The organism is Lentzea indica (genome assembly GCF_012184385.1).
In the GTDB taxonomy this organism is placed as follows: Bacteria; Actinomycetota; Actinomycetes; order Mycobacteriales; family Pseudonocardiaceae; genus Lentzea; species Lentzea indica.
The window spans coordinates 1-24,623 of the sequence record NZ_VSRL01000028.1 but is presented as its reverse complement, the minus strand read 5'-3'; the positions used below and the strand labels follow the sequence as shown (position 1 = coordinate 24,623).

24 protein-coding genes and 1 pseudogene are annotated in these 24,623 nt (G+C 67.6%); 9 read left to right on the top strand and 16 right to left on the bottom strand.

All coding sequences use genetic code 11. The features are described from left to right. Positions 1 to 77: 77 nt before the first annotated feature. Entirely contained in the window at positions 78 to 593 is a 516-nt protein-coding gene (locus FXN61_RS10620; protein WP_167972729.1) for a pentapeptide repeat-containing protein, read from the top strand. Here FXN61_RS10620 and FXN61_RS10615 read toward each other — a convergent pair. The 5 genes from FXN61_RS10615 to FXN61_RS10595 form a co-directional block, all read right to left on the bottom strand. Further along, positions 478 to 1,224 (bottom strand): LpqB family beta-propeller domain-containing protein, encoded by a 747-nt coding sequence (locus tag FXN61_RS10615; protein ID WP_167972727.1) that lies wholly within the window; start codon positions 1,222 to 1,224, stop codon positions 478 to 480. The two genes, FXN61_RS10620 and FXN61_RS10615, sit on opposite strands and share 116 nt — an antisense overlap. Next, a complete protein-coding gene (gene mtrB / locus FXN61_RS10610) occupies positions 1,221 to 2,975 on the bottom strand; it encodes an MtrAB system histidine kinase MtrB (protein WP_167972725.1) in 1,755 nt (584 codons plus the stop codon). Before mtrB ends, FXN61_RS10615 begins: the two co-directional genes overlap by 4 nt. A 10-nt stretch (positions 2,976 to 2,985) precedes the next feature. Then, positions 2,986 to 3,663: an MtrAB system response regulator MtrA gene (gene mtrA, locus FXN61_RS10605; protein ID WP_030471262.1), complete on the bottom strand. Its 678-nt coding sequence runs from the start codon at positions 3,661 to 3,663 to the stop codon at positions 2,986 to 2,988. 185 nt (positions 3,664 to 3,848) lie between these two features. Beyond that, the gene (locus tag FXN61_RS10600; protein WP_223165386.1) at positions 3,849 to 4,679 is read right to left on the bottom strand and encodes an SAM-dependent methyltransferase; all 831 of its coding nucleotides are present in this window, start codon (positions 4,677 to 4,679) and stop codon (positions 3,849 to 3,851) included. Positions 4,680 to 4,755: 76 nt separating this feature from the next. Next, on the bottom strand, positions 4,756 to 5,400 hold the full coding sequence (locus FXN61_RS10595; RefSeq protein ID WP_167972724.1) for a dTMP kinase: 645 nt from the start codon (positions 5,398 to 5,400) through the stop codon (positions 4,756 to 4,758). A 141-nt stretch (positions 5,401 to 5,541) separates the two neighbouring features. Between FXN61_RS10595 and FXN61_RS10590 the strand changes: the two genes are divergently transcribed. Then, on the top strand, positions 5,542 to 6,510 hold the full coding sequence (locus tag FXN61_RS10590) for a helix-turn-helix domain-containing protein (protein ID WP_167972722.1): 969 nt from the start codon (positions 5,542 to 5,544) through the stop codon (positions 6,508 to 6,510). 194 nt (positions 6,511 to 6,704) lie between these two features. Here FXN61_RS10590 and FXN61_RS10585 read toward each other — a convergent pair whose 3' ends face one another. Further along, entirely contained in the window at positions 6,705 to 8,753 is a 2,049-nt protein-coding gene (locus FXN61_RS10585; protein ID WP_167972720.1) for a TerD family protein, read from the bottom strand. 99 nt (positions 8,754 to 8,852) lie between these two features. Between FXN61_RS10585 and FXN61_RS51870 the strand changes: the two genes are divergently transcribed. Genes FXN61_RS51870 through FXN61_RS10570 form a run of 3 tightly spaced genes read left to right on the top strand, consistent with a single transcriptional unit; the run spans position 8,853 to position 11,180 of the window. Continuing rightward, the gene (locus tag FXN61_RS51870) at positions 8,853 to 9,707 is read left to right on the top strand and encodes a helix-turn-helix domain-containing protein (protein WP_167972718.1); all 855 of its coding nucleotides are present in this window, start codon (positions 8,853 to 8,855) and stop codon (positions 9,705 to 9,707) included. After that, positions 9,682 to 9,861, top strand: coding sequence for a DUF397 domain-containing protein (locus FXN61_RS10575; protein WP_312877639.1), 180 nt, complete (start codon positions 9,682 to 9,684; stop codon positions 9,859 to 9,861). Before FXN61_RS51870 ends, FXN61_RS10575 begins: the two co-directional genes overlap by 26 nt. Further along, positions 9,861 to 11,180 (top strand): amidohydrolase, encoded by a 1,320-nt coding sequence (locus FXN61_RS10570; RefSeq protein WP_167972714.1) that lies wholly within the window; start codon positions 9,861 to 9,863, stop codon positions 11,178 to 11,180. Before FXN61_RS10575 ends, FXN61_RS10570 begins: the two co-directional genes overlap by 1 nt. On the opposite strand, the gene FXN61_RS10565 is transcribed toward FXN61_RS10570, so the two are convergent. Together FXN61_RS10565 and ahcY are read right to left on the bottom strand one after the other, a co-directional pair. Further along, positions 11,165 to 11,626 carry a hypothetical protein gene (locus tag FXN61_RS10565; RefSeq protein ID WP_167972712.1) on the bottom strand — a complete coding sequence of 154 codons (462 nt, stop codon included), beginning with the start codon at positions 11,624 to 11,626 and terminating at the stop codon, positions 11,165 to 11,167. The genes FXN61_RS10570 and FXN61_RS10565 overlap by 16 nt on opposite strands. 50 nt (positions 11,627 to 11,676) lie before the next feature. Beyond that, on the bottom strand, positions 11,677 to 13,140 hold the full coding sequence (ahcY, locus tag FXN61_RS10560; protein WP_167972710.1) for an adenosylhomocysteinase: 1,464 nt from the start codon (positions 13,138 to 13,140) through the stop codon (positions 11,677 to 11,679). A gap of 98 nt (positions 13,141 to 13,238) precedes the next feature. On the opposite strand from ahcY, the gene FXN61_RS10555 reads away from it, so the two are divergent. After that, the gene (locus FXN61_RS10555; RefSeq protein ID WP_167972708.1) at positions 13,239 to 15,644 is read left to right on the top strand and encodes a hypothetical protein; all 2,406 of its coding nucleotides are present in this window, start codon (positions 13,239 to 13,241) and stop codon (positions 15,642 to 15,644) included. An 11-nt stretch (positions 15,645 to 15,655) separates the two neighbouring features. Here the strand turns inward: FXN61_RS10555 and FXN61_RS10550 are convergent, their stop codons facing one another. Further along, on the bottom strand, positions 15,656 to 16,234 hold the full coding sequence (locus tag FXN61_RS10550; protein ID WP_312877638.1) for a TetR/AcrR family transcriptional regulator: 579 nt from the start codon (positions 16,232 to 16,234) through the stop codon (positions 15,656 to 15,658). Between the two features lie 78 nt (positions 16,235 to 16,312). Between FXN61_RS10550 and FXN61_RS10545 the strand changes: the two genes are divergently transcribed. Next, positions 16,313 to 16,789 (top strand): DUF2975 domain-containing protein, encoded by a 477-nt coding sequence (locus tag FXN61_RS10545; RefSeq protein ID WP_167972704.1) that lies wholly within the window; start codon positions 16,313 to 16,315, stop codon positions 16,787 to 16,789. Then, complete coding sequence (locus tag FXN61_RS10540; protein WP_167972702.1) at positions 16,789 to 17,016, top strand: helix-turn-helix domain-containing protein; 228 nt, start codon at positions 16,789 to 16,791, stop codon at positions 17,014 to 17,016. Before FXN61_RS10545 ends, FXN61_RS10540 begins: the two co-directional genes overlap by 1 nt. Here the strand turns inward: FXN61_RS10540 and FXN61_RS10535 are convergent. Beyond that, complete coding sequence (locus tag FXN61_RS10535; RefSeq protein ID WP_167972700.1) at positions 17,013 to 18,248, bottom strand: glutamate mutase L; 1,236 nt, start codon at positions 18,246 to 18,248, stop codon at positions 17,013 to 17,015. The genes FXN61_RS10540 and FXN61_RS10535 overlap by 4 nt on opposite strands. Before the next feature lie 18 nt (positions 18,249 to 18,266). Between FXN61_RS10535 and FXN61_RS10530 the strand changes: the two genes are divergently transcribed. Next, entirely contained in the window at positions 18,267 to 18,872 is a 606-nt protein-coding gene (locus FXN61_RS10530; protein ID WP_167972698.1) for a hypothetical protein, read from the top strand. Here FXN61_RS10530 and FXN61_RS10525 read toward each other — a convergent pair. From FXN61_RS10525 to manA, 6 genes and pseudogenes are all read right to left on the bottom strand, one after another. Next, positions 18,869 to 19,324, bottom strand: a complete 456-nt coding sequence (locus tag FXN61_RS10525) for a MarR family winged helix-turn-helix transcriptional regulator (RefSeq protein WP_167972696.1) — start codon at positions 19,322 to 19,324, stop codon at positions 18,869 to 18,871. The genes FXN61_RS10530 and FXN61_RS10525 overlap by 4 nt on opposite strands. A gap of 10 nt (positions 19,325 to 19,334) precedes the next feature. Next, the gene (locus FXN61_RS54215; protein ID WP_312877637.1) at positions 19,335 to 20,633 is read right to left on the bottom strand and encodes an alpha-L-fucosidase; all 1,299 of its coding nucleotides are present in this window, start codon (positions 20,631 to 20,633) and stop codon (positions 19,335 to 19,337) included. After that, a pseudogene (locus tag FXN61_RS54210) lies at positions 20,587 to 20,934 on the bottom strand (alpha-L-fucosidase); the annotation flags it as partial. The gene FXN61_RS54215 and the pseudogene FXN61_RS54210, both read right to left, overlap by 47 nt. 186 nt (positions 20,935 to 21,120) lie before the next feature. Further along, on the bottom strand, positions 21,121 to 22,653 hold the full coding sequence (locus FXN61_RS10515) for an amino acid permease (RefSeq protein WP_167972694.1): 1,533 nt from the start codon (positions 22,651 to 22,653) through the stop codon (positions 21,121 to 21,123). An 81-nt stretch (positions 22,654 to 22,734) separates the two neighbouring features. Continuing rightward, positions 22,735 to 23,658 carry a cation diffusion facilitator family transporter gene (locus tag FXN61_RS10510; protein ID WP_167972692.1) on the bottom strand — a complete coding sequence of 308 codons (924 nt, stop codon included), beginning with the start codon at positions 23,656 to 23,658 and terminating at the stop codon, positions 22,735 to 22,737. Positions 23,659 to 23,703: 45 nt separating this feature from the next. Further along, positions 23,704 to 24,623: mannose-6-phosphate isomerase, class I (gene manA, locus FXN61_RS10505; RefSeq protein ID WP_167972690.1), on the bottom strand; the 920-nt coding region annotated here is incomplete at its 5' end.

The following is a 24,623-nucleotide window of genomic DNA, read 5'->3' as shown; positions in this document are numbered from 1 at the left end:
CGAATGACGGTCCTCGTTGACGTCGGGCGGGTCGCCCGGCGACCCGCACGTTACCAACACATGGAGAGTGCGAGAGTGTGAGAGTGGACAACCTGGTCGAAGAGGTCGGCGCTGACTACGCCGACGCCGTGCTGCCCGGTCAGCATTGGGAGAAAAGGGCTTTCACCGACTGCGACTTCACAGAAGCCGATCTCCGCGAGTTCGTGACGACCGGGTGCACGTTCACCCGATGCGACTTCACCCGGACGGACCTCGGCGAGTCGAAGCACCACGCGACCGCGTTCCGGCAGTGCACCTTCGACCGCACGGTGCTGACTCGTTCGTCGTTCACCTCGTGCAGCCTCATGGGTTCGAACTTCGTCGACTGCGTACTGCGGCCGATCACCTTCACGGAGGTGGACTTCACGCTCGCGTCGTTCGTGAAGGCGCCGCTGTACGACCTGAAGCTGGGCGGGCAGCGGTTCCGCGAGACGAACCTCAGCGAGGCCGACCTGCGCAACACGGATCTGAGCCAGGCCGACCTGATGGGCGCGCGGCTGCTGGACACGAAGCTGGAGGGCGCGGACCTGCGCGGGGGTCACCGGGGCCTTTGATCAGCAGCTCCGTGACCCGCGTGGGAATGCTCGTCGCCGGCGGGATGACGACGTAACGCGGATCCGGCACCAGCACCGTGAACTCGGGGTTGTAGAAGTACAGCGTCACGCGGCGGTAGTTGCTGTTGAACAGGTTCTGCGGCATGTAGACGCCTGGCGGCGGTTCGGAGATCCGCCACTGGTTCTCGCTGTTGCGCTCCAGCCTCACCGCTTGCTGGACGTCGCCGAGCCGCGGGACGAACGAGTTGTCGTTGCCCAGGCGGCCGACGTACTTGCCTTGCAGCAGAACGGTTTGCGTCTTGTCCTGCGGTGCAGGCGGTGCCTGTGAGGCCGGCACGGTGGAGAAGGAAGTCTCGATGATCGTGGGGTTCCTGGTGTCCCACTTCTTGTCGGCTTCCGGCGTCAGGTAGGCGCGGGCGGCCGCGAAGTCGCGGTCGGGGTTCGAGGTCGCGTCGATGAAGTCGCGCACGAGCATGAACGGGTCGATGTTCTGCCGCGGCTCGGGAGCGCTGACCGTGTTCGTGGCCTTGCTGTCCTTCGACCCGATCGGCTTCGGCTGGGTGTTCGTCGGGATCGCGGCGCACCCCGACAGGGTCACGAGGACGAGCACCAGCAACGCGAGCCGCTTCACCGCACTTCCTCCGAAACCTCTGTCTGCGACGCGGGAGGCCCGTCCACGGGCTCCGCGGGCTGCCAGGTGATCTCCTCCGGGGTCAGCTCGACCTCTTCCGGTTCCTCCGCGACAGCTGGATCCTCCGCCACCGCACCGGGTGCGAGCGCGATCGCCGCCGGCAGCGGCAGCGGGCTCTCGCGCAGCTCCTCGCCGTGCCTGCGGGGCAACGTCAACCGGAACACGGCACCGTGGCCGGGCTCGCCCCACGCCTCCAGCCAGCCGCCGTGCAGTCGCGCGTCCTCGAGCGAGATCGACAGGCCCAGACCCGTGCCGCCGGTGCGGCGGTTGCGCGAGGGGTCCGCGCGCCAGAAGCGGCTGAACACCAGCTCCGCCTCGCCCTGCCGCAGACCGACTCCGTGGTCCCGCACGGTGATCGCGACGGCGTCCTCGTTGCCGCGCATGGTCAGCTCGACCGGCTGGCCCTCGCCGTGGTCGATGGCGTTCGCGAGCAGGTTGCGCAGAATCCGTTCCACGCGGCGGGAATCGAGCTCCGCGGTGAGCTCGTGGTCCGGCAGGTCCAGCACCACCGGCGAATTGGCGGTCGTCGCGATCGCGCGCACCGAGTCGTGCGCGCGGCGCGCCAGCACCCGGATGTCGACCTGTTCCGCGGACAGCTCCTCGACACCGGCGTCCAGCCTCGAGATCTCCAGCAGATCGCCCAGAAGCGACTCGAACCGGTCGAGCTCGTCGACCAGCAGCTCGGTGGAGCGGGCGAGTCCGGCGGGGAACTGTTCGCGCGAGGCGTGCAGGACGTCTGCGGCCATGCGCACGGTCGTCAACGGCGTGCGCAGCTCGTGCGAGACGTCCGAGGTGAACCGGCGCTGCAGCTGGCCGAACTCCTCCAGCTGCTTGAACTGGGCCTGGATCGACTCGGCCATCTCGTTGAACGACTCGGCCAGGCGCGCCACGTCATCCTCGCCGACGACGTGCATGCGTTCGTGCAGAACGCCGTCCGCGAACCGTTCCGCGACCTCGGCCGCCTGCCGCACTGGCCGCACGACCTGACGCGTCACCAGGTTCGCGATCAGCGCGAGCAGGACCAGCAACACGATTCCGCCGACCACCAGCGTCGACTGCACGACCTCCGCGGTGCGCTGCTCCGCGGTCAGCGGGAAGATCAGGTACAGCTGCATCGAACGCGCGGACGTGCTCATCGGCAGGCCCACGACGAACAGCGTGGTGGGCGTGCCGCCGCGCTGCACCGTGTGGATCTGGGTGCCCTCGTCGCCGTTCTCGACCATCTCGCGCAGGCCGCGCGGGACGTCCTCCAGCGGTCCGACGGACGGCACGCGCCCCGCACCGCTGGAGCCGAGCCCATCGGCCAGCACCGGTTCGAACGCGCCGGCGCCCGCCGTCGTGGCATCCGTGCCGGTGCCGCCGACAGCGAGCTTGTTGATCGCGCTGGTGAACCGCGTCTGCACGCTGTCAGGGCCGGGGTTCAGGCCGACCAGGTCCGACTGGATCAGGTTGCGCGAGGCCATCGCCTGGCGCACCGCGGCGTCGTCCTTGGTGTTCAGCAGCTGGTTGGTGATCTGCATCTGCAGCACCATGCCCAGCACGAACACCACGGCGGACGACAACGCGAGCGTGGACACGACAACGCGCAGCTGCAGCGAACGCCGCCACAGATCACCAAACGCAGCCCACCGCTTACGCGCTTCCTCGACGAGGAACTGCGCCTTCGCGACGACCGGCCGAACGAACCTCATACGCCACCTGTCACGGAGGGCCGGCCTTGTACCCGACACCGCGGACGGTCAACACCACCTCGGGGTGCTCCGGGTCCCGTTCGACCTTGGAGCGCAGCCGCTGCACGTGGACGTTCACCAGGCGCGTGTCGGCGGCATGGCGGTAGCCCCACACCTGCTCGAGCAGCACCTCGCGGGTGAACACCTGACGCGGCTTGCGGGCCAGCGCGACGAGGAGGTCGAACTCCAGCGGCGTGAGCTGGATCGGCCTGCCCTCGCGCAGCACCTCGTGACCGGGGACGTCGATGGTGAGGTCACCGATCTGCAAGACCTCGGACGGCTCGGCCTCGGTACGGCGCAGGCGCGCCCGGATGCGGGCCACCAGCTCCTTGGGCTTGAACGGCTTCACCACGTAGTCGTCCGCGCCGGACTCGAGGCCCAGCACCACATCGACCGTGTCGCTCTTCGCCGTGAGCATCACGATCGGCACGCCCGACTCGGACCTGATCGCCTTGCAGACGTCGATGCCGTTCATTCCCGGCAGCATCAGGTCGAGCAGCACGAGGTCGGGCTTGAGCTCGCGCAGCGCGGGCAGGGCACGGGCACCGTCGGCGACCACCGCGGTGTCGAAGCCCTCCCCGCGCAACACGATCGTCAGCATCTCCGCCAGGGCGGGGTCGTCATCGACGACGAGCACGCGTGCCTTCATACTCAACATCGTCGCACTCCCGGTCGCGCGTTCGCGCACCACCCATGTTCCGTTGCTGCTGGTGGCGATGTGCGCTCGTTCGGTAACCGGCCGGAACTGTCGCTCCACGTACCCCACCTCGCCCGATTCGACCTGCTCGTCGCGGGAGTATCCGCACGACGCTCACCTTTCGTTACCAGGTGCTCTCAGGCCGTGCGGACGGCTGAGGCCAGCCAGATGCGCGCGTCGCCCACCTTCCGCGGGTCGATGATCGCCGGTACGGCCCGATCGTGCCGTGCGGCAAGGTCGACCTGGTGCGTCACGGTGGCGTGCCAGCCGTAGCCGTCCAGCCACTCGACGGGGTCCTCCACGTCGGACTGCCAGCGGGCGTCCATCGTGCCGAACCGCTCGTGCACGGCTCTCATCTGTGGCAACTCGCGAAACTCGCGGTTGACGTGTTCGAGCGCGAGGGTACTGCCACCGGCGGACAGCGCACTCACCCAGTACATGATCTGCTCGCCCGCGTCCGGCGGCAGAAACATGAAGAGGCCCTCCAGCAACCATGCCGTGGGCCTCTTCGGGTCGAACCCCGCGTGGATCAACGCTGTCGCCCAGTCGTCCCTCAGGTCGCACGGGACGACTGTTCGTTCGCAGGTGGGTTGGGCGTGCAGATCGTGCAGGGCGTCCTCTTTGAACTCGATCAACTCGGGCAGGTCGAGCTCGAAGAGTGTTGTGCCCGGCGGCCACTGCAGCCGGAACGCTCTGGTGTCGAGGCCCGCCGCCATGATCACGACCTGGGGCCGGGCCGAGCTGAGGAGCTGGTCGTCGAAGTACCGGGTGCGCAGGACGAAGTGCTCGCCTGCGAGGTTGCGGACGCCGTTGAGGTCGCTCGCGGAGCCGGCGGCCTCCACGAGTCCTGCGGCCAGGGGGTCGTCGAAGAGGCGGCGGAGACGACTTTGTTCATCGGCGCGGGCGGCAGCGATCAGGACAGCCGTACGGGCGACACCGGCCGGGGGGCGCTGCAGAACACGCTTCAAATCGTGATCTCGTATTCACTCACAGTGACGTACCGGACACACGATCGTGTCAACCGGTACACACGTGAGCGACCACTCAAGGAGTGAAGAGTGGTTCCAGAAGCGAATGAAAGTTCACGTTTGACCGCCCGTCGACCACTTGCCACGGGGCCAGCCAGTTGATGTTCGCCAATCCGTCGTAAACGACCCCGCACCGGGCCTGCAGCCCGCCATCGGACTCGTAGATGTCCCTGGCGCGCGAGTCGTCGTCCTGCTCCCGCCTCGCAGCCCTCTCGGCCGCGACCTCCACGGGCACGCGCAGCAGCAGATGAAGATCGGGAACGGGCAGACCGAACCGGTCGATCTCCAGCGCGCGCACCCACTCGACGAACTCGCCGGTCTCGTCCTGGTGCAGCCGCGCGGCGTTGTAGGCGGCGTTGGACGCCACGTAGCGGTCGAGCAGCACGACGTCGTGCCCTTCGAGGTCCTTGCGGATCTCGTCAGCCGCGCCGCGCCGGTCCAGCGCGTAGAGCACGGCCATCCCGTAGACGGAGTCGCTCAGGTCGCCGACCTTGCCGTAGAGGGCGTCGCGGACCAGGTCAGCGTGCACGCTCTGCCCGTAGCGGGGGAACGCGTGGCTGGCCACCGTCCTGCCTTGGGCGTTGAGCGCCTCGGTCAACCCGTTGGCGAGAGTGCGCTTACCCGCCCCGTCGAGGCCTTCGATCACTACGAGCTTTCCCACGCCCGAACCCTAACCGCACCGGTACCAGCCACTCACACGGCGCAGCCCGTCCCCCACACGGGCGAAATCCGATCTTTCGATCACCAGAACGAGTGACTACGGTGAACAGTCACACGGCGCGTGTGAAGGGTAGGTGCCGCGGTGGCCGCGGAATCCGGGCACGCCGAGTCGGTCAACGAACCGAACGGTCACCCGACCGGGGGTCTGCCGACCCCTCTCGCCGAGACGCTGCGCTACGGGCCGTTCCACCGCGCGTTGCGGGAGGCGATCGCCCACCGGGGCCTCTCGCTCGCCAGGCTGCGCGCCCACCTCGAACAACTCGGTGTCCATGTGGGTCAGTCAACGTTGTCGTACTGGCAACGGGGCCTGCGCCACCCCGAGGTCCCGCGCGCCATCAGCACGGTGCGCGCGCTCGAGACCGTGCTCCGCCTACCGCCATCGTCCTTGTTGGACCTCATCGGACCGCGCCACGCCAACACCTACGCGCCACGACCGGTCGCGACCTGGCCGGATCCCGCGCCGCTGCTCGCGACGTTCGACTCCGTACCGGAGGCCGCCCGCGGCAACGCCGACCTCGAAGTGCTGTCCGTGCACGACACCGTCCAGATCGGCATCCACCGCGAACAACGCTCCATCACCACACGGCTGGTCGTGCGCGCGGTGCGGCAAGGGCCCGATCGCTACCTGGCGGTGCACCGCGGCGACGACGGATCGGTGATCGAGAACGCCTTGGTCAGGGCCGGCGAAGGCTGCCGGCAGGGGCGTCTGCGCCGGGAAAGCGCTTCCCGCGACCTGGCCGTCGAGATGCTGTTCGACCGGCGCCTCGCGGCAGGCGAGGAACATGTCTTCAGCTTCACGATCGTCGACGACACCGGCAACGCGACTCCTGGGCACCACCGGACGTTCCGCGACGTGTGCGCGTCTTATCTCGTGCAGCTCTCGTTCCACAGACGAGCGATGCCCGCGCGCTGCATGAAGCAGTTCCGCGCCTCGGCCGACGCGACGCCGGTCGACGTCGACGAACTGGTGTGTGGTCTCGGCGGCGTCGTGAGCGCGTACTTCGGCGATGTCGGCCCAGGAATTGCCGGCATCGCCGTCGAGTGGAGCTGACCCGGGGTCTGGGGTGTCCCCAGAGGACACTACGACCGACGTGGTCCGCGCTTTCCGCGGACACACGTCCCCAAAGCGCGAGGAAAGCGAGAAGGCTAAGAAAGACCGGCGGCCCGCAAGGGGCCAGACCGGTTCCGGAGTTAGAAGGAAGCCTTCTCATGGCCTCGCGTAGACCACGCTAGCAGCGGTGCGGGTCAGTCCGACAGCAGTTTCCCGAGTTCGGCAACCGTGGTAACGGATCCGTCCTCGCACTGCGCCAGTCCGATGTGGATGGACTGACCATCCTTTGTGGATCCTTTGCGCTCGAACAGGTTCTTCAGCCTCGCCACAGTGAAGTACCTGCGGCGCAACGCCGCGTTCGCGATCAGCTTGACCAGGTCGCGGTTCTCCTCGACCTTGTTGCCCCACGACGTGCCGCGCAGGTAGAGGTGCAGCCAAGTGCCGAACCAGGTGTCACCCTCCCGTTCGAACATCACCGGCAGCGCGACTTTTCCCTTGCCACGCATGGACGAACGCGCCCGCACCGTGCTCGGTTCGAACGGCTTGCCCATCTGGTCGAGGTCGCGGCTCATGAACCCGAACATCGACTCGGCGACGTCGTCGAACCCCTCTCCCGAGTAGATGTTCACCTGCGGCACGACGTACTTCGCGTCCATCGCATCGCGATGCAGATCGATGAACTCCGTCGCACCGTTCGTGGCATCGGTGACATCACCGGAGTAGAAGGCACCGGTGGCCTTCAGCTGCGTCCACGACACGTGCCCCTGGAACTCGAAGTTCTCGTTGAGCAGCACAGCGGACAGGTCGTAGTCGGTGCGCTTGACGTGCTGCCGCCAGTGCACGAAGAACCGCAGCACGTCGCCGTCGAACGACAGCTTCGACCCGCGCGAGAGCACGCCGAAACCCTCCTCGGTGCCGGACACCGGCACGACGACGTCGAGCACCTCGTCGTCGACGACGAGCTCGCCGAAGTCCGGCAGCCTGCGGATCAGCTCGTCCTCGACGACCTCGGTGACCGCCTGGACGGCGTCGGGGTCGAGCGGCGCGCGCGTGTCGTCCGCGATCCACACCCTGCGGCCGCGGCTCGCGAAGACGCGTGCCGTGTCCGGCTCGGCGCGGTTGGCCAGGTGCTCCAGCACGGACACGAGAACGCGGCCGGACACCTCGGGCACCGCTGCCTCGACGTGCTCCGCGACGTTGTGCGCACCGTGCCGGAGCAGCCGGTCCACCTGGCGCAGCAGCATGCCGGGCGCGTTGGAAAGGATCTTGATCGCGCTCTCGGTGTCGTTGTCCGCGAACGCCATCTCGACCTGACCGGCGAACGACCGCGCGACCTTCTCCCCGCGCGCCACCGCGAACACGTCCTGGGCGTGCTCGAACGGGTGCTCGTGCGGGTGCAGCCGCTCACCGAGCCGCTTCCACGCCTCGCGGTTCTGGTGGACGTCGCCGAACTTGCTCGACGCCACCTCGTTCAACGCGGCGAGCAGCGCCCGGCGTTCGGGCCTGCGGAACGACCGGAAGCGGGTCGGCTCGTTCAGCGTCACGTCACCGCCGGACGCCTCCGCGGCGCAGCGCAGCACATCGGTGACGGTGTCGATGCCGCTCAGCGGGCGCTGCGCGACCAGTCGCGCGGCGTTGAGGATCACGCGGTTCTCCCTGACGGGGACCTCGGCCGGCTGCGCACCGTCCAGGCAGAGGACGGCCAGTTCACTGAGCAGCGCCCGGTCGTCCTCGGCGAGCGGGATCGGGCCGGCGGCGAGTTCGAGGTAGAGGCGGCGCACCTCGTCTTCGAGCGTGCCACCGAGGCTCAGGACGGTGATGCGGTCCTTCAGCGACGGGATCAGCTCGTCGTGCGCTTTCAACATCTCCTCGTAGGTGTGCTGGACGCGGCCGTACTTGGGCAGGTCGAGCAGGTTGCCGCGGAAGCCGATGCCTTTGGCCAACGCGTCGTCGATGCATTCCAGCCAGAACGCGACGGTGTCCGGCACGTTGTGCGGAAAGTCCTTGAAGTACGGGTTGTGCTGGGCCTGCGCACCGATCAGTTCCTTGACCGCGCAGACGACGGTGACGGCGTACTCCTCGGCATCGGCCAAGGTGGAGACGTGTTCGAGCAGCTCGCGCGAGGCCTTGAAACCCGCCTTGATCAGCGCGGCGTCGAGCTGTCTGGCGGTCGCGCCGCCATCACCCGCGGTGCCGTCCGACAGGGGCACGCGCAGGGTCTTCTTGATGATGGTCGTCCGCACCTGGTCAGTAAAACCCGCACGTCAACCGAGTTCCGTGCCCACAAATTCCACCCGTTTGGGCACGCTGTTGTTTTCCCTCCATCGCCTAACGTCGAGTCCATGAACGGCGATCCGTCCACTCCATACAGTCGTGACCTGGGCGATGAGTTGCGCCAGGTGCGGGAGCGCTACACCACGTTCCGCGCGCGGCGGATCGCCCGCATGCTCGGGTGGGATCCGGGCAAGGTCTCCAACATCGAGCACGGCAAGGTGCGGGCCAGCGAGATCGACATCGTCCAGTACCTGGGCCGATGCGGACGCCCTCAGACCTTCATCGAGGACTTCCTGAACCGGTATCGGTCAGCGTTCGACCACTACTTCGTGCAGGTCCCGGACAACCTGCGCACGATGTCGATGGCGGAGTCGACGGCCGACAAGATCACCACCTACAACATGACGACCATCCATGGCCTTGTGCAGTCCGAGCAGTACGCATCCGCGCTGTTCGAGGCCCGTGGACTACACACTCCGGAAGTGATCGAGAGGAATGTTCGCTTCCGCATGGAACGACAGGCGATCCTGCGGCGGCCCAATCGCCCGCACTGCACCTTCTACATTCACGAGTACGCCCTGCGACTCAAGATTGGCAGCGGCGAGATCATGGAGGACCAGCTCATGAGGCTGCTCTTCCACACCCATGTCATCCGGATCGTGCCTGAGGCAAGTGGCGCGGCAGGTGCCCTCTCTGCCGAGTACATGCTGTGGGAGTACGAGAAGCGCAGCAGTGTGGCTTACACGGAGTCAGACCTCGCCCAGGTGTTCGTGCAGGACCTGGCGGGTGTCAAACGGTGTAAGTCGATCTTCGCGAGTCTGGATGCGCTCGCGCTCAATGAGGAACAATCGCGGTCGATGGTGGCGGATCTCGCCAGCCGATCGCGGGAGGACCTCAGTGGCCGGAAACTGCACCTGGCGTAAGAGCAGCTACAGCGGCGGCACCGATGGGAGCTCGTGCGTCGAGGTGGCGTTCACCCAGGTCGTGCGCGTGCGTGACTCCAAGAACACCTCAGGCCCCGAGCTCGGGTTCAGCGCTGACGCCTGGCAGGTGTTCGTGAGCGCCTTCAGTCGCTAGTGCGCCGCGTTGTCCCGCTTCTCCTGGGATGCCTGGCGGTCCTGAACCTGCCGCCGGACACGGTGAGCCCTGCCGCCCCCGACGTGATCTACCACCACGGTGTCGTGCTCACCATGGAGGCGACCCGGCAGCAAGCCGAGGCGATCGCCGTCCTCCGCGACCGCATCGTCGCGGTTGGCGACGACCGGGACGTTCTGCCGCTCGCCGGCCGCACGACCCGTGTCGTGGACCTCGAAGGACGCACGGTGATGCCGGGCTTCCTCGACTCGCACGCCCACTGGATCGGCGACGGGGAAATGGTGGGTTACTGGCCCGAGGCGGCGGTCGATGCGGCGTTGCGGCGCGGGTGGACGAGCATCAGCGAACAGTTCGTCGACGACGAGCGGCTCGCGCGACTGCGGGAACTCGACCGGTCCGGGGCGCTCCGGCTCCGGGTCAACGCCTACCTGCCGGTGAACTTCGAGGACGACAAGTTCGGCGGCTGGTACCTCGGGCTGGACCCGCGGCGCTCGTACAGCCCGCACCTGCGCCTGGCCGGGGTCAAGCTGTTCCTGGACCACGACTGGGGCACCCGCTTCCACTGGAGCCAGGCGCAATTGAACGACTACGTCCGGGTCGCGCATCGCAACGGCTGGCAGGTGAGCGCGCACGCGATCAGCGCGCAGGCCCTCGACCAGTACCTGACGGCGGTGGCCGAGGCGCTCGCCGGGCACCCGAGCCAGAACGCCCGCCATCGGGTGGAGCACGCCGTGCAGCTGCGTGACGACCAGCTCGCCCGGATGCGGGAGCTGGGCCTGATCGCGTCGATCCAACCCGGTCTCCCTGGCGACTCCGCGAAGGAGCCGGGGTTCGGGAAGCTGGTGGCACGCGGCCAGACCGGGTGGATCGCCCGGTGGCGGGACCTCGTGGACAGCGACGTCCGCACCATCGGGAGCACCGACATGCCGTGGCTGGTGCTCGTCCTGGGCGGTCATGCCACCGAGCTGCAGCACGGGTCGCCGCTGGAAGCCGTCCACCAGGCGGTGACCCGGCAGAGCTACCTGGGTCGTGCCCCTGAGGACTGGCAGCTGGCGCAGCGGCTGACGGTCGACCAGGCACTGCGGTTGTTCACGATCGACGCCGCGTACGGCACGTTCGAGGAGGACGTGAAAGGGAGCCTGGCGCCGGGCAAGTACGCCGATCTCGTGATCCTCTCGGACAACCCGACTTCCGTTGCGGTGGACGCGTTGCCGGGCATACGTGTGCTGGCGACCGTCGTAGGCGGCAAAGTCGAACACTGTGCTGACGAACAAGTGTGTTCGAGTCAGCTCAGGTCGTAGGGCACCGGCAGCCCCAGCGCCCCGAGGAACCTGGCGGTCTTGACCTCGACGAAGACCTCGGCGTTGTCGATCTCATCGACGTCCTCGTCCCATGAGAAGTCGTCCGGGTCCTCGTCCTCAGCCAGGTAACCGACGATCTCCGCCTGCTTGGCGGCGACGTCACCCTCGTGGTGCAGCGCCCACCACGCGGCCAGGCCCGAGGCCTCACGGGCGACATCGGTGGGATCGGAAGCATCGGGGTTCTCGAAGTACGTGCGCGGCGTGAGCCCGAGGTAGGCGACGCCACTGCCCGGACCGGCAGGCGCGTAGACGACCGAGGTGATGTCGCTGTCGTGGATGTCGATCCACAGCCACGGCTCCGTGAGCGGTGGCAGCTGGCCCTCGGACAGGGTCGTCCACTGGCCGTTCTCGTAGGCGTACGTGCCGAAGAATCCCACGGCGAACATGAAACAGGGGTCCCCCGCGACGTGCGCGGGAGACCCCTGTCAGCGGGTGCTCAGTACCGGTAGTGCTCCGGCTTGAACGGGCCCTCGACGTCGACGTCGATGTACTCGGCCTGGTCCTTGGTCAGCTTGGTGAGCTTGCCGCCGAGCGCTTCCAGGTGGATGCGGGCGACCTTCTCGTCCAGCACCTTGGGCAGGCGGTAGACCTCGTTGTCGTACTCCTCGTGCTTGGTGAACAGCTCGACCTGCGCGATCACCTGGTTGGAGAAGGAGTTCGACATGACGAACGACGGGTGGCCCGTCGCGTTGCCGAGGTTCAGCAGGCGGCCCTCGGACAGCACGATGATCGTGCGGCCGTTCGGGAAGACCCACTCGTCGACCTGCGGCTTGATGTTGTTCTTGCGGATGCCGGGGTAGCGGGCCAGGCCGGCCATGTCGAGCTCGTTGTCGAAGTGGCCGATGTTGCCCAGGATCGCCTGGTGCTTCATCTGCGCCATGTGCTCGACGGTCACCACGTCCTTGTTGCCCGTGGTCGTGATGATGATGTCCGCACGGTCCAGCACGTCTTCGAGGCGCTGCACGTCGTAGCCGTCCATCGCCGCCTGCAGGGCGCAGATCGGGTCGATCTCGGTGACGATGATGCGGGCGCCCTGGCCGCGCAGGGACTCTGCCGCGCCCTTGCCGACGTCGCCGTAGCCGCAGATGACCGCGACCTTGCCGCCGATCAGGACGTCGGTGCCGCGGTTGAGGCCGTCGATCAGCGAGTGGCGGATGCCGTAGCGGTTGTCGAACTTCGACTTGGTGACGGCGTCGTTGACGTTGATGGCAGGGAAGAGCAGCTCACCGGCGGCGGCCAGCTGGTACAGGCGCATGACGCCCGTCGTGGTCTCCTCGGTGACACCGCGGATGCCGGAGGCGATGTTCGTCCACTTCTTGCCGTCCGCCGCGAGCGAGGCGCGCAGCGTCTCGAGGACGATCTGCCACTCTTCCGGGTCGTCGTCCTCGGCGTTCGGGACGACACCGGCCGCCTCGTACTGGACGCCCTTGTGGACGAGCAGCGTCGCGTCGCCGCCGTCGTCCAGGATCATGTTCGGGCCCTTGCCGTCGGGCCACGTCAGCATCTGCTCGGCGGTCCACCAGTACTCCGGCAGCGTCTCGCCCTTCCAGGCGAAGCAGGGGATGCCCTTGGGCTCCTCCTCCGTGCCGTAGGGGCCGACGACGACGGCAGCCGCCGCGTGGTCCTGCGTCGAGAAGATGTTGCAGGAGGCCCAGCGCACCTCGGCGCCCAGGGCGACCAGGGTCTCGATGAGGACGGCCGTCTGGATCGTCATGTGCAGCGAGCCCGAGATGCGGGCGCCCTTGAGCGGGAACACCCCGGAGTACTCGCGGCGGAAAGCCATCAGTCCGGGCATCTCGTGCTCGGCGAGACGGATCTCCTTGCGACCGAACTCGTGGAGCGACAGGTCAGCCACTGCGAAGTCGATGCCGTTGCGGGTCTGCAACCGGTCCGCGGTCATTGCGAAGTCCTCCAGGGCACTTCAGAGAGGGTGTCGTCCGACCATACCGCCCGCTGATGCACCACTATGACCCCCACGCTGGGTGAGGGAGGTCTCGGGTGTTGATTGCCGGCCCGGACACACGTGTCGTCGAATTGCGTGTACACGGCGTGCAAGGGACGACGCCGCAAACGCTGGTCGACGCCGTTGCGGCCGTGGACGTCGCGGGAGACGGGCTCGGGCGCATCGTGCGTCCCGCGGACAGACTCCGCAGGCCCGCGCCCGGCCCGGTGCTGCAGACCGAGGGACGGCCCATACCCCGCGTCGTGGAGGGGTACCTGTGGGGCGGCATGACGTCCGGCGGTGTGGCCAAGGCCACTTGGGCGCTGCTCTTCCCGTTCAGCATCGCGAACGTCGCGCACTGGATGCTGCCTCCCGTTCCTGAGCGGAACCTGCCTGCCCACCTGCTCGGCATCGGTCTGCGATCGTTGTTGCGGGTGTTCGCGCTGCTGCTGACGGCGTTGCTGGTCGCGCAGATCTCCGTGGTCAGCATGGATCTGCTCGCCGCCCAGTGTCTCCGGCCGGGCACTGCGTGTTTGACCAGCATTCCGGCCGATGTGCGCACGTTTCCCTGGTTTCGGACCTTCTTGGGACTGCTGCCGATCGTGGTGGTCATCTCGGTGATGCGGCGCGTGTCGCACGTCGACTGGCGGATCGAGCGCAAGGAGCTCGCCGAGGCCGAGGACCAGGAGAAACAGCCCGCGTCCGGACTGCCCGGCGCGCACGTCGCCACTGATCCGGACACTCCCGCGTTGCGGTCGTTGCACGTCGTCGCGGCACTCGCGGTGACCTCGCTGATCGCCCTGGGCGGACCGTTGAAGCAGCTCACGGCCTCCGGACAGATGGGCGTGGCGATCACGATCGCGTGGGTCGTCGCGCTGGTGTTCGTCGGACTGTCCGTGCTCGGCGTGCTGCTGCTCGACGACCCGACGGGCGGCGCTCCCCATCGCGGCGGGCGGTGGCTGCGTGCGGCGCTGGGCAGGACACCTCGCCGCGTGTTGCTGGCCTTGTCGGTGTTGTTGGTGCTGACAACGCTGGCACTGCAGGAGCAGCTGCCGTTGCGGGTGCCGGGCGCGGACGTGACCGTGCAGGTCGTGGCGTTGCTGATGGCGTTCGTGCTGGTGCTCTTCGGCCTCCTGCTGGTGCCCGCGGCTCTGCTGGCGCGCAAGAGTTGGACTTCGCTGCCGCGCGAGCTGCGTCCCTGGGCTGGCGGCTGGTTCGCCGCGCCGGTGCTGGCGATCGGCGGGCTGCTCGGCGGTGGCTTCGGTGCCGGGATCGCGTTGCCGGTGCGCAAGGCGCTGGGTGACCAGCTGCAACTGCCGGTGGGGTACTCCTACATCACCCTGCTGTGGGGCGTGGCAGGTGCTTTGGCTCTGCTCAGCATGTTCGCGGTGGCCTCGTTCACCGGTGCCGTGCGGTGGCGGGCGTTCCGCAAGGGCAAGGAGTGGGCGCGCGAGGCCTCTCTGCTGCACTCCGGCCGGATGCGTGACCTGCGCCTGGCGACGCGGGCGTGGTGGTGGGCGCGCTGGGAACGCAACCACGGCCACCACATGATCCTGATCATCGCCTCCGTGCTGGTCGTAGGTGCCGTGCTGGCGACCTTGCTGCGCGTGCAGAACGTGCCTCTGCCCGGCTGGACGGTGCCGTTCTCGGCGTTCGGCGTGTTCGTGCTCGGCTTGCTCGCGGTGTCGTTGCTGCGGGCGGTGTATCTCGCGGCACGACAGCCGGAGTCCGGGCGGCGGCTGGGGATCATCGCGGACATCGCGCAGTTCTGGCCGCGCGAGGCGCACCCGATCGTGCCGCCCTGCTACGCCCTGAAAGTGGTGCCGGAGCTGGTTTCCCGCGTGCAGGACCACCTGCGCGACCCCGGCACCCGTGTCGTCCTCTGTGGACACTCTCAGGGCTCGCTGCTCGTCGCCGTTGCGGCGGCGCGGTTGTTGGAGGAACTCCCGCCGCACGATCGCGAGCGGATCGGGTTGCTGACTGCCGGTTCGCAGCTGCAGTGGGCTTACCCGCGGGCTTTTCCAGCTGTGGTGCCGCACGCGTCGCTGGCACGGTTGGCCGGCGGGTTGGACGGACGGTGGCGCTCGTTGTGCCGCGGCACGGATCCGTTGGGCGGCGCGGTGATGACGTGGCGGCGGCAGGTGTTCGACGGAATGCTGCTCGGCGTCGGCTACCGGCCGGACGGCTCGGAGGGTGCGCTGGCACCGGCTTTGCGCGGTCCGACCGGTGCTCTCGTTCTGGGTGGCGACCACTGGTTGCCGGATCCTCAGCGCGGGCCGTTTCCGGGACGGCGGTGGCGGTCAGGCGTGTCGGCGCATTCGGACTACACGTCGGATCCCGAGTGGGACCGGGCGGTGGCGATCGCGGCGGGGCTGTTGGACGTCGACGCACCCGAGTCGCCTTCGTTGCCGTTCGCGCGGAGGCCCGAAACCCGGTCGCGGGACGCGTTGGGCGGCTCCTAGATCGGACGAGCTCACCTGAGAGCCGGCGCGATGTGGCCGATCGCCTCACGCAGGTGCTCCTCGACAGAGGTGGCCGGCACCACGACCAGACCGGACGGGCGCAGATCCACCCACCTCTGCACGGCGATCCGCGCGGCCGCCGACACCGCCGCCGCCAGCACCTCGGCAGCGACCTGGTCCTTGTCCAGCCGCTCAGCGATCACGTCGGCGATCGACGGTTCCATGGACGACACCGAGTCGAGGTAGGCCTCGCGCAACGGCGGCGTCGAGGTGACCAACGCCAGAGCTTCCGAAGGCGGTTCGCGGTACTGCTCGGCGAACGCGAAGACGATCGAGTCGACCAGAGGCTCGGAAGCGGGTCGCGAACGCAGTGCGGAAGCCACTCGCAGGGCGCGTGAGGCCGTGACGCCCGCGACGATGGCCTGCTCACGACTCGCGAAGTAGTTGTTGTACGTGCGCGGCGAGACGTTCGCCGCTTCGGCGATTTCATCGACGCGCACGTTGTCGACGCCCTTCTCCAGGGCGAGGCGCAGTGCGGCGGCCGACAGCGCCGCTCGGGTCTCGGTCTTCTTGCGCTCACGCAGTCCCACGCCGATCACTGTAGAGACCTGCCGCGACACGATCGCTACCGATTGACTTTCGATAGATCACTACCGATACTCGATCGCATGATTGCTGAACGTTGGGCGGTGACCGCCCTCCGGGTCTTCCTGGTGATCCTGTTCGGGATCCTCGTCGTGTTCGAGACGCTGTCCCTGCCGGGAAAGTTCGCGTACATGGCGCAGCAGAACCCGAACGACCCCCTGATCTGGCCTGGCGCGATCATCTCGATCTTCTGGGTGATCTGCGTCCAGGTGGTGATCGTCGCGACGTGGAAACTGCTCACGCTGGTGCGCAAGGATCTGATCTTCACCGAGGCCGCGCTCAGGTGGGTCGACGTGATGGTGTGGGCCATCGCGGCCGGGTGGGTGGTACTGGTGGGTGTGTTCCTCTGGGTTGGCTTCAACGCCGACGACCCCGGCGCGCCGATGGTGCTGTTCTTGTTGACGACAGGAGTCACCGTGTTCGGACTCGTACTGGTCGTGATGCGGGCGCTGCTGCAGCGCGCCACGACGTTGCGCTCCGACATGGAGTCGGTGATCTGATGCCGATCGTCGTGCGCATCGACGTCGAGCTGGCCAAGCGCAAGATGAGCGTCGGCGAGTTCGCGGAGAAGGTCGGGCTGACGCCGGCCAACGTCGCGGTGCTGAAGAACGGGCGTGCGAAGGCCGTGCGGTTCAGCACGCTGGAGGCCATGTGCCGGGTGCTGGAGTGCCAGCCCGGCGATCTTCTCGAGTTCGTGGACGAGGAAGAGGACGCGCAGGTTTCCTAGCCCAGCCGTTTCGCCAGTCGGTCGGCGGCCTCGAGCCGCCCCGACTCGGCGAGCAGGCCCACCGGCGCCAGCACGTAGTCGCGGTCGACGGTGATCTCGGCGGTCCGCAGCACTGGGCGCAGCACCGGGTCGTTGCGCAGCGCCTCGACGATCGGCGTGATGTCGGGCGTGTGCCGGAAGACGCCGCCGGAGAGCACGAGCAACCCGGCTCCGTGCGGTCCGAGCTGGCCGTCGACCTGCCGCAGATGCCTGCGCACGGCCAAGATCGCCGCGAACGACGCCAGCTTCACGTCCACGGCCGGGTCGTCGGGGAGCCAGCCGACGTTCTCGGCTCGCTTCTGCGCTTCCTCGGCCAGATCCTCGGTGGTCAGGCGCTCCGCAAGCGCTTCCTTGACCACACCCGGCGCCGACCAGCGCATGCCCAGGTCGCCCTCGACCGTGCGGCGGTCCGGTGGCAGCGCGACCGTCCGTTCCAGACCTTCGCTGTCCACGTTGGACACCGCCGAGTAGACGTCCGTTGTCGCGCCACCGACGTCCACCACCAACACGGCACCCTCACGGTCCTGCGCGGCCAACCGCGAGACACCGGCCAGCACGGCATCGGGCGTCACGGCTCGCACCAACTGACGGAACCGCGGTCCCCGAGACAGGCCTTTGCCGCCGATCACGTGCTGGAGGAACGCCTCCCTGATCGCTTTGCGGGCCGGTTCCGGGGCGAGCCGACCGACGTCCGGCAGCACGTTCGGGCACGCCACCACGGTCCGTTTCGCCAGAAGCTCCAACGCTTCTGGCTGCGCATCGGCGTTGCCGGCCAGCACGATCGGCACGGCCACTCGTGCGAGCTTCGCGGCGTTGTGCAGCAGGACGGACTGGTCACCGCCGTCCGTGCCGCCGACCAACAGCACGAGATCAGGCGAAGACGAACGCAACGCCTTCACGTCGAGTGGGCCCGCGCTGACGTGCACGATCTTGGCGCCCGCGCTGAGTGCGACCCGGTAACCGGCCTCGGCGCTCACCACGCGTTCCTGACCGACGACCGCGAGCCGCAGCCCACCGCCGGCCGACGAACACGCCAGGATCTCGCCGTCACCCACCTCGGAGCGCAGCGCGTCGATGCCGCGCAGCACCTCAGGAGGCGTGGTCGGATGCTGCCCGGTCCGGACCAGCTCGCCCTCCGGGGTCACCAGAGCAGCCTTCGTCCAGGTGGAACCGACGTCAAGACACAGGATCACGAGGCAAGCTAACTCACCATGAAGCTGACGCCCAAGGTGATCCTCGAAGGAACGCGCCTGACCGGCAAGACGGACCTGGCCTACGCGCTCAACGAGCACCCTCGCCTCGTCGGTCACCGCAAGTACCGCTACCACTCACCGTTGATCTCCGCCGAGTGGAGCGGGTTCACCAACGAACCGTGGGGACGAGGGCTGATCGACTTCGCACCGGAGGAGACCGAACACGCCTTGGAGACCTACGAGACGTGGGTTCGGATGTTCGAGTTGCAGCGCTACTACTCGTGGATCGTCGACCGGTTCCACCTGTCCACGATGGCGTACCAGGCGCGGCAGGGGCGCGAGTTCGACTTCGGCTGGCTGGAGGAACGGCTGAAGCAGCTCAACTTCGCGATCGTGCTGTGCACGCGGCCGGAGGACACGTTCGAGCAGGCACGAGCCGAGCGGCTGAAGGTCAGCGCGAACCCGAAGCAGTACGTCTCGCTGGAGCCGTTCATCGAGGAGCAGCACCAACTCCGCGAATTGGCGGGGAAGTCGATCCTGCCCGTGTTCGAGTTCGACGTGACCCGGCACGGGCCGGACGACGTGGCCGACTGGCTGGAGGAACGCGATCTGCTGACGCTCTAGTCGTCGGCCCTCTCGTGGACGATCCGCATGAACGACGCGAGCTGCGCCAGCTGTTCCGGCGTGAAGAGGTCGATCAGGTACTCGCGAACGGTGTCGACGTGACCGGGCGCCGCCGTCTGCAGCAGGGCCTTGCCGGCGTCGGTGAGCACGGCGAGGATGCCGCGTTCGTCGGACTCGTGCGGTTCGCGCCGCACGAGTCCCGCCTTCTCCAGCTTGCCGATCTGGTAGGTCAGCGAGCTCTTCGACACCACGACGCGGCGCGCGAGCTCGGTCATGCGCATGCGGTTGCCCGGCTGTTCGGACAGCACGACCAGCACGTTGTACTGCGCGTGCGACAGGCCCGCATCGCGCTGCAACTGCTGTTCGATCTGCCTCTCGAGGAGGTGGTACGCCTGGACGAAGTGATGCCAGGCGTGCCCCTCCTCCTCAGAGAGCCACCGTGCGTTTCCCATGGTGCGCAGGTTAGTTGGTGAAGAGCTGTTCTTTGGGCACGACCTGCTGAGATTGGTTCGCGGAAGACCACAGCAACTTGAAGTGCGCCTCGCCGGTCCTCTCCGCGAAGTCGACCTTGATGGCGTACTTCTTCCCCGCCTGCAAGGCGATGGTGCCCTTGTCGATGCGCGCCTGGTGGGCCTGCGACGCGTCCACGACGAGCTTGCCGTCCACCCACACCTTCGCGATCTCGTCCGACACCGCGAGGAACGTGTAGGTGTCGCTGAACCTCGGCTGCACGAACCCGGTCCAGCGCACGGAGAAGTTGTCGCCGTCGAAGCGCCACGCGAAGTTCAGCGACGGATCGGTGCGCGTGACAGGCGTCCCGGTCCAGTTGTTCGTCGGGAAATACTGCGCCCGCAGTCCGTTCCCGGTCCCGGCCGGTGCCGCCTGCTCGCCGCGGACGGTCAGCTCGATCACCGTCGCGACGTCGTTCGTCTTGGCTCCACTCGGTTTCACGTCGTAGCCGTCGCCGGCCTTCACCACCGACACACCCTGCGGGCTGCCGATGACGCGCGCTGACGTGATGTCGAAAGGTTCGAGAACCTTGAGGTGCAAGGAGTTCGACCAGTCGTAGACGCTCAGGTGGAGCTTGTCACCCTTGCGTGACACGGCACCCCACGCCGGGTCGGCCACCCAGGGCGCTGCCCCGGCGCCGTACACCGCGTCACCGTGCTGCGAGAGCCAGGAACCCATGGCGCGCAGGCGATCCGACTCCGGAGCAGGAATGCGGCCGAGCTTGTCCGGGCCGACGTTGAGCAGGTAGTTGCCACTGCGCGAGGCGATGTCGACGAGGTTGCGGGTCAACGTGGTCGCGCTCTTGAAATTCTTGTCCCACTTGGCATACCCCCACTTGCTCGGGATCGTCATGCAGGACTCCCAGAGCTGGCCGTCGATCGGTGCGGACGGGAAGGTCTGCTCTGGCGTGCCGAAGTCGCCGTCGACGACCCGGCGTTCCTTCACCCCCGGTGCTCGCTTGGAGATCCGGTTGTTGATGAGCAGGTCCGGATCCTTGGCCTTGAGGAACGTCTCCAGCTCGGCGCCGTCCTGCTTGGTCCACGGGTTGGGCGGGTTGTTCGTGTCCCAGTCGCCGTCGAACCACAGCAGCGCCGGGTCGTAGCCGTCGATCAGCTCGACCAGCTGCCTTGTACCGCGCGAAGTTCTGGGTCGACCGGGCGTCGGGGTCGTGCCAGTCCCAGGTCGAGTAGTAGAGGCCGAACTTGATGCCCTGGCGGTCCGCCTCGGCTTTGAGCTCGGCGAGCACGTCACGTTTCTTGTCGAACGCGGAGTGGTCGCGCAGGTTCCACTTGTTGACCTTCGTGGGCCACATCGCGTAGCCGTCGTGGTGCTTCGACGTGATGATGATGTACTTCTGCCCCGCCGCTTTCGCCGTGTCGACGATGGCCTTTGCCGAGAACTGGGCGGGGTTGAACGACTTCACCAGGCGCTCGTACTCACCCGTCGGGATCTTGCACTTGTTCATGATCCACTCGGCGTCCTGACAGGTGGAGCCGTCGGACCTCTGGTACTCGCCCTCGAGCTGCGAGTAGCCGCCGAAGTGGATGAACATGCCGAACCGTGCGTCACGGAACCATTGCGTCCGCTCCGAGGTGAACGGGTCGTCTGTGGCGTGATTCGTGCCGGGACCTGCCAAGGGCAGCACCGCCAGCAGCGCTGCGACCAGCGCGTTGAGCATCGGACTCCTCCTCCAAGCTCATGGCGGCACCATGAGCTTGGAGGAGAAGAGGTCCGATGTCTAGATGCCGGGCTCTTCGCCGTGCTTGATGACGGGTTCGGGCTCGACCGGGGCGTAGCCGGTCTTGCCGAGCACCGAGTTGCGCCGGCTGTAGATGAAGTAGACGACGACACCGAGCGCCATCCAGGCGAGGAACCGGACCCAGGTGAGCGCGGTCAGGTTCAGCATCAGCCACAGGCAGGCGAGGATCGCGAGGATCGGCACCAGCGGCACGAGCGGCACGCGGAACCCGCGTGGCAGATCCGGCCGCGTCTTGCGCAGCACCAGCACACCCGCGGACACGAGGCTGAACGCGAACAGCGTGCCGACGTTCACCATCTCTTCCAGCTTGCCAGCGGGGAAGAAGCCGGCAGCGACCGCGACCAGCGCGCCGATGATGATCGTGATGCGCGTCGGCGTCCCGTGCGAACCGGTCTTGGCGAGGTTGCGCGGGAGCAGTCCGTCACGCGACATCGCGAACAGCACACGGCTCTGGCCGAGCATCAGCACCATGACGACGGTGGTCAGACCGGCGAGCGCGCCGACCGAGATCACCGTGGCCGCCCAGTCGACACCGTTGTCGGAGAACGCACTGGCGAGCGTCGCGCGCGTGCCGTCCGGCTGCGTCTTGAGCTTCTCGTACGGCACCATGCCGGTGATCACCAGCGTGACGGCGACGTACAGCACCGTGACGATCGCGAGCGAGCCGAGAATGCCCCGCGGCACGGCCTTCTGCGGGTTCTTGGTCTCCTCGGCCGTGGTCGCCACGACGTCGAAACCGATGAACGCGAAGAACACGATCGACGCGGCCGCGAGCATGCCGAGCACGCCGTACGTGCTGCCTGAGTAGCCGGTGGCCAGCGAGAACAGCGACTGCTCCAGCCCGCTGCCCGCGTCGGCCTCACCGGCGGCAGGCGGGATGAACGGGCTGTAGTTGTCGGCGTTGATGTAGCTGATGCCGAGCACGATCACGAGCAGCACCACCGCGACCTTGATGGCCGTGATGACAGCGCTGACCCGCGAAGACAGCTTCGTGCCGATGACCAGCAGAACGGTCAGCACGCCGACCAGCAGCACCGCGCCCCAGTCGAACTTGACGCCGTCGCCCACCTCGGTCTTCACGTCGAGGCCGAAGAGCCCCAGCGTGGTCTGCAGGTAGGCCGACCAGCCCTTCGCCACGGCGGCCGAACCGACCGCGAACTCCAGCACGAGGTCCCAGCCGATGATCCACGCGGCGAACTCGCCGAACGTGGCGTAGGAGAACGTGTACGCGCTACCCGCGACCGGCACCGTCGAGGCGAACTCGGCGTAGCACAACGCGGCCAGCGCACACGCGATCGCCGCCAGCACGAACGCGAGCGACACCGACGGGCCCGCGATGTTGCCCGCGGTGCTCGCGGTGAGCGTGAAGATGCCGGCACCGATGACGACCGCGACACCGAAGACCGTGAGGTCCCAAGCCGTCAGATCCTTGCGCAGCCTGGTGTCCGGCTCGTCCGTGTCCGCGATCGACTGCTCGATCGACTTGGTGCGCCACAACCCGTTCCCCGGCACGGTGCATACCTCCTTGATGGAACCTGATTCGGCCCACCCTAGAGGTATCCACCATGCGAGATCCCTACAGCTCGCTTCCGATCAGGAGCTGCTGACCGTCGACCGGTCCAGGTCCGGCTCCAGGTAGATCAACCGAGCGTGCGGCACCTTGTTCCGCACCCGCTGCTCGGCATCGTTGATCGCCTGAGCCACCTGGTCCAGCGACAGCTGCGGCTCCAGCGCGATCTTCGCCGCGACCAGGATCTCCTCCGGGCCGATGTACTGCGTCTTGATGTGGATGACGCGCTGCACCTTGCCGGCGGCCAGCTCGTCGCAGATCACGTCGAGGTCGGCGTCGGACGCGCCCTCGCCGATCAGGAGCGACTTCATCTCGATGATCAGGATGACCGCGATGATGCCCAGCAGCACACCGATGCAGACGGTGCCGAGCGCGTCGAAGACCGGGTTGCCGGTGATCATGGTGAGGCCGACGCCCATCAGGGCGAGCACCAGACCGATCAGTGCGCCCAGGTCCTCCAGCAGCACGACCGGCAGCTCCGGCGTGCGCGAGTTGCGGATGAAGCCCCACCAGCTGGCGTCGCCCTTGATCTTCTTGGACTCGCTGATCGCGGTCATGAAGCTGTAGGTCTCCAGGCCGATCGCGACGACGAGGATGCCGACGGCGACGAGCGGGCTGGTGAGACCCTCGGGGTGCTGCAGCTTGTGGATGCCCTCGTACAGCGCGAAAACCGAGCCGAGGCTGAACAGCAGCAGTGCCACCACGAACGACCAGAAGTAGCGGTCGCGGCCGTAGCCGAACGGATGCAGCCTGGTCGCCTTGCGCTGGGCCGTCTTCTGGCCGAGCAGCAGCAAGCCCTGGTTCGACGTGTCGGCCACCGAGTGCACCGACTCGGCCAGCATCGACGACGAGCCGGTGATCAAGAATCCGACGAACTTGGCCGCCGCGATACCGGCGTTAGCCACCAACGCCGCGACGATGGCCTTGGTTCCGCCCCCTGCTGACACGCCTGTCTCCTCGCTGAACCAGTCCGGTTTGTCCGGTGCTGAACCTTAGTCGGTTCCCGCTGTAGCGCGGAAAAGTTGGGCGGATTCGACACCATCCGGTCGAACGATCACCGCGGGATCTGACGCGGGCAGCCACACCGACTGTCCGCGGACCAGCCGCAACTCGTCCCCGCGCGCGTTCGTCAGAACAGCGGCGCCCGCGGTGCAGAGAACGATCTGCGGGCCGTCGTCGTTGATCCGCGTCTCGCCTGCCAGGTCCAACCGGGACAGTTCGAACTCCGGCGCGGGCGTGCGGTAGACCCGGACGCCCGGCGAGACCTCCTCGCCGGTCGACACCGGCATGTCGCCGCACGTGAAGTCGAGCACACGCAACAGCTCGGGCACGTCGACGTGCTTCGGCGTGAGGCCGCAGCGCAGGACGTTGTCCGAATTCGCCAGGATCTCGATGCCCGTGCCGCGCAGGTACGCGTGCAGGTTGCCCGCCGGCAGGTGGATGGCCTCGCCGGGCTGCAGCACGATGCGGTTCAGGAGCAGAGCCGCGAGCACGCCCGCGTCGCCGGGGTAGGACTCGCCCAGCTCCAGGATGGTGCGGCATTCCAGGTCGAACTCGCCGTGTTCCTTCACGTGCAGCACGCACGCGTCGAGAACCTGTGGCAGCAGCGTGCTCAACGAGGTCTGCGGCAGCGTGATCAGCATGGTGAACAACGCCCGCAGGCCGGAGGAGTCCGGCTGCGCGACCAGCATCTCGGTGTAGGGCGCCAGCGCGGGCGCGTCCAGGGTGCGCAGCAACGAGACCGTGCGCTCTGGCGACCGGAAGCCGGCGAGAGCGTGGAACTCGGTCAGCGCGCAGATCAGTTCCGGCTTGGCTGCCGGGTCCTTGTAGTTGCGCACCGCGGAGTCGCGCGGCACGCCGGCGGCCTCCTCCGCGGCGAAGCCCTCGGCCGCCTGCGCCGCGGACGGGTGCG